Origin of the sequence: Rufibacter ruber (assembly GCF_001647275.1) — a bacterium.
Lineage (GTDB): Bacteria > Bacteroidota > Bacteroidia > Cytophagales > Hymenobacteraceae > Nibribacter > Nibribacter ruber_C.
The window spans coordinates 132135-138195 of record NZ_LRMM01000006.1 but is presented as its reverse complement, the minus strand read 5'-3'; the positions used below and the strand labels follow the sequence as shown (position 1 = coordinate 138195).

Below are 6061 nucleotides of genomic sequence, written 5' to 3'. Positions count from 1 at the left end.
ACTTCCACATTCCTTGTAAATTACTTGAACTAGTTCTTCTTGTTTGCGGTCCTGATTTCTGAAAACAGAAAACAGAAATTTTCTTTTGTCAACCCGTTAGCCCGTACGTTACTTTAAGGCGGTAACCACTGTTTTTACATTGGTCTGAACCATGCCCACGTAACTTCCGGCGGGACCACCCGCCTCCCCAAGGGCATCTGAATACAGCGACCCGCCCAGCTTTACCTTGTGACCTTTCTGCCGGGCACCCTCTAATACCGCCTCAATGGCTTTTTGGGAAATGGAGGTCTCCACAAATACGGCTTTCACCTTTCTGTTCACAATAAAATTGACCAGCCCGGAGACATCCTGCAAGCCGAATTCTGAGACGGTGGAGATTCCCTGGAGCCCCCGCACATCTATCCCGTAGGCCCGGCCAAAATACCCGAAGGCGTCATGAGCGGTGATCAAAATGCGCTGCTGCGCCGGGATGGAGGAAATCTCATTTTTGGTCCAGCGGTGCAGGCTGTCTAGCTGGAGCCGGTACTGCTGGGCATTGGTCTGGTAGGTCTGGGCGTGGGCCGCGTCAAAGCGTTTCAGTTTCTGGGCAAGCCCTTCTACCAGCTGGCTCCAGAGCTGCACATCAAACCAGACGTGCGGGTCATGGCTGTCTGCAAACGCCGGGGTTTTGCGGAGGCTTTTCTCAGGCAAGGCATCTGTAGCAGCCCAGACGTTCTTTTGTCTGGCCAGCTTCTCCAGCACCTCACCCATTTTCCCCTCCAGGTGCAGCCCGTTGTAAATGATGATATCGGCTTGCCGCAGTTTCTGCAAATCACCCAGGGCGGCTTTGTACAGGTGAGGGTCAACCCCCGGGCCCATCAACGCCTCCACTTCGGCACGGTCACCCGCCACGTGGGCCACGGCATCCCGCAAGATTCCGGTGGTGGTGACTATGTAGAGTTTGCCATGCCGGCGGGCTTCTTCGCTCACCGGGTTCTCTGGGGTGCAGGAAACCGCAACAGACAGCAGCAGCCCTACCACCCACCACCCAAGGAACCGTTTCCGTTTTGGGGCTGATTTCATAAAAACAGGTCTAAAACGCACTTCACGGATAGATGACGAAAATCTTCTCCAGTACATCTGAGGAAAGAATCACTGACTTGTTCTTATCTATTTGTATCTCAAGGGAGTTGTCATACGTAATCTTGTCCAGCACTTGAAGATGGGAGCCTATCTGGATTCCAACCCGGTTGAGGTACTGCAGGAAGCTTGGCTGGGAGTCTTTCACGCGGCTAACCACCCCTTCCTGCTGCACCTCCAGCGAGGCGAGGGCCCTTTGCTGCACCTGCCGCAGCTCCCCGTTCTCAGTGGGGATAGGGTCGCCGTGCGGATCAACGCGCGGGTGCCCCAGAAACTCGTCCAGCCGCTGGGTGAGCAGCTCAGATTTCACATGCTCCATCTGTTCAGCCACCTCGTGCACCTCATCCCAGGAGAAATGGAGCTTCTGTACCAGAAAAGTTTCCCAGAGACGGTGCTTGCGAATTATCTTCAGCGCCACCCGTTTTCCCTCTTCAGTGAGCAAGACCCCGCGGTATTTCTCATAATGCACCAGGTCTTTGGCGCTGAGCTTGCGGAGCATGTCACTCACTGAGGCGGGTTTGGTTTCCAGCACTTCAGATAAACCGTTGGTGTGACGGCCGTGGAGCCGCCAGCAGACAGTTTATAGATAGCTTTGATGTAATTTTCTTCTGCGGTACTGTGCATGACGTTTGTACTACCAGCGGATCAAGGCAGAAGCCCAGGTGAACCCACTGCCAAAGGCGGCAAGGCAGATAAGATCCCCCTCCTTCACATACCCTTCTTCAAAGGCCTCTGAGAAGGCAATAGGCACTGAGGCGGCCGTGGTGTTGCCGTACTTCTGAATGTTGCTGAAGATTTTATTATCTGGCAGCTGCATCTTCTGCTGAATGAACTGGGTGATGCGCAAGTTGGCTTGGTGGGGCACAACCAGGTTTAAATCAGCGGCGGTATAGCCATTCTGGTTCAGGGCCTCGTTGATCACTTCAGGGAAACGCGTTACGGCGTGTTTGAACACAGTGCTGCCGTTCATAATAGGGAAGATGGTGCCGTCATCAATCATCTGGTGCGTTATGCGCTCCCGCTCGTTGCTGGACGGCCCTATGGTCATTAATTCCTCGGCAAATTCGCCCTGGGCATGTAAATGGGTAGAGAGGATTCCTTTCTCCAGGCTGTCAGAAGGGGTAAGGACAGCGGCTCCGGCCCCGTCGCCAAAAATAACAGACACGGCTCTGCCGCGGTCACTGAAATCCAGCCCGGACGAGTGGATTTCAGAACCCACCACCAGCACATTGTCATACATGCCGGTTTTAATGAACTGGTCGGCTAAAGAGAGGGCGTAGATGAACCCAGAGCACTGGTTGCGCACATCAAAGCAGGGAATATCTGAAATACCCAGCTCGCGCTGCAACAACACCCCTGACCCCGGGAAAAAGTAGTCTGGGCTGAGGGTGGCAAATACAATCATATCCAGGTCTTTGGCTTCTAAACCTGCTTTCTCCAGGGCTTTTCTGGCGGCATTGGCGGCCATGTTGGCGGTGGTGTCTTTCCCTGGCTCAAAGTACCGCCGCTCATGGATTCCGGTACGTTCTACAATCCAGGCATCTGAGGTGTCCATTATTTTCTCCAGATCAGCGTTCTTCACTACCTTCTCCGGCACATAATGGCCCAGTCCCGCAATGCGTGAGTTTCTAAGTTGCTTTGTCATAGTTGCGCTAATGTACGAAAAGTTAAAATATTTGTTTAGGTGTGTCTAAAACTTAATTTTGGGGTTGTTCTTAAAGGAGTTGCCGCATGAGCCGCTCCAGCCTGGGCTCTTCATTGGCCCAAAACACCTGCGCCGGAAGGCCATTTTGGTAGTACGTTTTTTCTAACAGAAGCTGCACCGTCTGCCTGGTTACTGATTTTGAAAAATCATATCCGAACCCGGCATCAGCCGCCTCTATCATCTGGTTCCAGTGCGGGTTGTATTGTGCCACGGTGACCAAGCCATTGCCCAGGTACTCAAAGAGCTTGGTGGGTACGCAGTGGAAGGTGCTGGGGTGGGGGTGGTACGGAAGCAGCCCAATGTGGTGCCGCTTTTCCTCCTCCAGAATCTGGGCGTGCGGCACCAACGCGTCACCGCCTATCAACTGTACAAAGGGCAACGGGGAAATCTTTTTTTTCAGCTCCCCTAAAAAGGTCTGGTCAGCGCAGTAGCCAATGATGGTCAGCTGTGCGTCTGGCACATACTGGCGCAGTTGCTCTACAAACCGTACCGCCTCCAGCACGCCGTACAGTTGGGAGATGGTGCCAGAAAATAGCAACCGCAGGGGAGAGGCCGCAGCCAGGTGAACGGGTGTTTTGCGCCTCACCTGCACTTGAAGGGGGAGCGGCTGGTATTTGTTTTGCAGCACCGTGTAGCTGGTACCAATAAAAGGGAGCTCATGGGCATAAGACGCCTCGGCCAACAGAAAATGATGGACCGCAGGGGCTGTGAATTTCTCAATGGCCCGCACCAGCAGCCCCAGCAGTTTTCCGGCAACGGGATACACCCCCTGGGTGGTCAGGTTCACGTAGTAGTTTTCACGCACGTCATAGACCAGCGTGCAGGAATGCAGGCGGCAATACCACCAGCTAGGCAGAAGAAGCTCGTGGGTGCCCACAATGACCAGCTGCGGTTTAATGTTTTTCAGCAAACGCCAGTAGGTGAACTGCGCCGCCACGCGCTGCCATGATAACCGGCTGAAATTAAATACCGGGTGAACCTGAATGCCGGACTCAGTTGGGTTAAAGTTTTTACTGACGAAACCAGCCACATGTATCTCTGTCCCCGCCATTTTTGCCAGGCTTTTTCCTATTTTGCCATACATGCGGGTATCAGAAACCGGCTTCAAAAGAGAGGCCAGTAAAATTCGCTTTCGGAACATAGGGTGTAAATTAATAAATTTGTGCTCTTATTCTTTTAAAAAGACCAATGAACGACTTACGCGCAACCATAGAAGCCGCTTGGGATGACCGGGCGCAGTTACAGCAGTCTGCTACGCAGGAAGCCATCAGATGTGTGATCCATATGCTGGACAAAGGCGAGATCAGGGTGGCCGAACCAACCGGCGGTGAGAAATGGCAAGTGAACGAGTGGGTGAAAAAAGCGGTGCTCATGTACTTCCCCATTCAGCAGATGGAGACCATTGAGGCCGGTCCCTTTGAGTTCCATGACAAGATTCCGCTGAAGAAGAACTTTGCCGAACAGGGGGTGCGCGTGGTGCCGCATGCGCTGGCAAGATACGGTTCCTACCTGTCTAAGGGTGTTATCCTGATGCCCTCTTACACCAATATTGGAGCGTACGTAGACGAAGGGACCATGGTAGACACCTGGGCCACCGTTGGTTCCTGCGCGCAGGTGGGCAAGCACGTGCACCTGAGCGGTGGCGTGGGCCTAGGCGGTGTTCTGGAGCCGGTGCAGGCTGCCCCGGTGATTGTGGAAGACGGCGCTTTTATTGGTTCCAGAAGCATTCTGGTGGAAGGTTGCCACATTGGGAAAGAGGCGGTCATTGGTGCCAATGTCTGCATCACCGGCAGCACTAAGATCATTGACGTGACTGGCGCAGAGCCCAAAGAATACAAAGGCTACGTTCCGCCCAGGTCTGTGGTGATCCCGGGCTCCTATACCAAAGAGTTCCCAGCAGGTTCTTATCAGGTGCCCTGTGCGCTGATTATTGGCCTTCGCAAAGAAAGCACAGACTTGAAAACGTCTTTGAATGATGCCCTCCGGGAAAACGAGATAGCAGTGTAGGCTAATTTTTAAGAGGCTGTCTCAGCAATAGAAGGTTTGAATATCTTCTCTGTTTTGCTGCTTTCAGGAAAACAAGCCAAAAACAGAGGGAACTTCTACCTGTGCAGAACCCTATACCTGACTGAGTCATGTAGGTGCTAGCTTCCATACCGCACTAAAACAGAAGGGGCCAGCAAAAAAGCTGGCCCCTTCTGTTTTAGAAATCTTTGTTTCCAGTAGCTGTATAAACTGCAAATAAAAAATGGTGCTTTCTGTTTTGGGTCTGTTTTCTGAAAAACAGGCCTAAAACAGAAACTTCCATTACTGCTTATTTTTTAAAAGTATCTGCCACCACCAGGTCTTTGGTGCCGTGGGTGTAGGAGTAGAACCCTTGCCCGGTTTTCACTCCTCTGTGTCCGGCCTGCACCATGTTCACCAGCAGTGGGCAAGGGGCATATTTTGGCTGCCCGAAACCATCATGCAGGACCCGCAGAATAGATAGGCAAACATCCAGGCCAATGAAGTCGGCCAGCTGCAGCGGGCCCATGGGGTGCGCCATGCCCAGTTTCATGATGGTGTCAATTTCCTCCACCCCGGCCACTCCTTCAAAGAGGGTGTAGATGGCTTCATTGATCATAGGCATTAAGATACGGTTGGCCACAAACCCAGGATAGTCATTTGCCTCAGCCGGAATTTTACCCAGCTGTTTGGAGAGGTCAATGATTTGTTCTGTTACTTCGTTACTGGTGGAGTAGCCCCTGATCACTTCTACCAGTTTCATAACCGGCACCGGGTTCATAAAGTGCATGCCTATCACCTTGTCTGGGCGCTTGGTGACAGAGGCAATCTTGGTGATGGAGATAGAGGAGGTGTTGCTGGCAAGAATGCAGCCCGGTTTAGTGAATTCTTCCAGCTGACGGAACAGGTCCAGTTTAATCTCCACATTTTCAGTGGCAGCCTCTATGACCAGATCTGCCTCCTGCACTCCCTGCTGCAAGGCGGTGTAAGAGGTAATGCGCTGCAGCGTCTGGGCTTTCTCGTCTTCTGTAACGGTTCCTTTGGTGATCATCCGGTCCAGATTTTTACCAATGGTGGTGACCGCCTTGGTGAGCGCCTCCTGCGAAACATCTATCAGGGCAACCTCAAACCCGTTCTGGGCAAAAACGTGCGCAATGCCATTTCCCATGGTGCCTGATCCTATTACGGCTATCTTCATAGTCATGTGTTTAGTAGTGTGTGTGCTACAAAACT

The 6061-nt window shown here is 52.5% G+C and carries 6 protein-coding genes; 1 reads left to right on the top strand and 5 read right to left on the bottom strand.

All coding sequences use genetic code 11. The annotated features are described in order from the left end of the window. Positions 1–108: 108 nt before the first annotated feature. The 4 genes from A8O25_RS04305 to A8O25_RS04290 all read right to left on the bottom strand — a co-directional run bounded on the left by A8O25_RS04305 (position 109) and on the right by A8O25_RS04290 (position 3965). Positions 109–1062: a metal ABC transporter solute-binding protein, Zn/Mn family gene (locus A8O25_RS04305; protein ID WP_082893434.1), complete on the bottom strand. Its 954-nt coding sequence runs from the start codon at positions 1060–1062 to the stop codon at positions 109–111. A 22-nt stretch (positions 1063–1084) separates the two neighbouring features. Further along, positions 1085–1651, bottom strand: a complete 567-nt coding sequence (locus A8O25_RS04300; RefSeq protein ID WP_338152727.1) for a metal-dependent transcriptional regulator — start codon at positions 1649–1651, stop codon at positions 1085–1087. A gap of 102 nt (positions 1652–1753) precedes the next feature. Further along, positions 1754–2764: a 3-oxoacyl-ACP synthase III family protein gene (locus A8O25_RS04295; RefSeq protein WP_066831303.1), complete on the bottom strand. Its 1011-nt coding sequence runs from the start codon at positions 2762–2764 to the stop codon at positions 1754–1756. A gap of 70 nt (positions 2765–2834) precedes the next feature. Further along, complete coding sequence (locus A8O25_RS04290; protein WP_066831292.1) at positions 2835–3965, bottom strand: glycosyltransferase family protein; 1131 nt, start codon at positions 3963–3965, stop codon at positions 2835–2837. 47 nt (positions 3966–4012) lie between these two features. Here A8O25_RS04290 and A8O25_RS04285 point away from each other — a divergent pair, with 47 nt between their 5' ends. Then, positions 4013–4831 (top strand): 2,3,4,5-tetrahydropyridine-2,6-dicarboxylate N-succinyltransferase, encoded by an 819-nt coding sequence (locus A8O25_RS04285; protein WP_066831291.1) that lies wholly within the window; start codon positions 4013–4015, stop codon positions 4829–4831. Between the two features lie 307 nt (positions 4832–5138). On the opposite strand, the gene A8O25_RS04280 is transcribed toward A8O25_RS04285, so the two are convergent. Next, positions 5139–6026 carry a 3-hydroxyacyl-CoA dehydrogenase family protein gene (locus tag A8O25_RS04280; RefSeq protein ID WP_066831289.1) on the bottom strand — a complete coding sequence of 296 codons (888 nt, stop codon included), beginning with the start codon at positions 6024–6026 and terminating at the stop codon, positions 5139–5141. Positions 6027–6061 lie beyond the last annotated feature (35 nt).

Excerpts from the sequence above, each read along its gene's own strand:
- A8O25_RS04305 (WP_082893434.1), bottom strand. The coding sequence starts at position 1,062 with ATGAAATCAGCCCCAAAACGGAAACGGTTCCTTGGGTGGTGGGTGGTA.
- A8O25_RS04295 (WP_066831303.1), bottom strand. The coding sequence starts at position 2,764 with ATGACAAAGCAACTTAGAAACTCACGCATTGCGGGACTGGGCCATTAT.
- A8O25_RS04290 (WP_066831292.1), bottom strand. The coding sequence starts at position 3,965 with ATGTTCCGAAAGCGAATTTTACTGGCCTCTCTTTTGAAGCCGGTTTCT.
- A8O25_RS04285 (WP_066831291.1), top strand. The coding sequence starts at position 4,013 with ATGAACGACTTACGCGCAACCATAGAAGCCGCTTGGGATGACCGGGCG.
- A8O25_RS04280 (WP_066831289.1), bottom strand. The coding sequence starts at position 6,026 with ATGAAGATAGCCGTAATAGGATCAGGCACCATGGGAAATGGCATTGCG.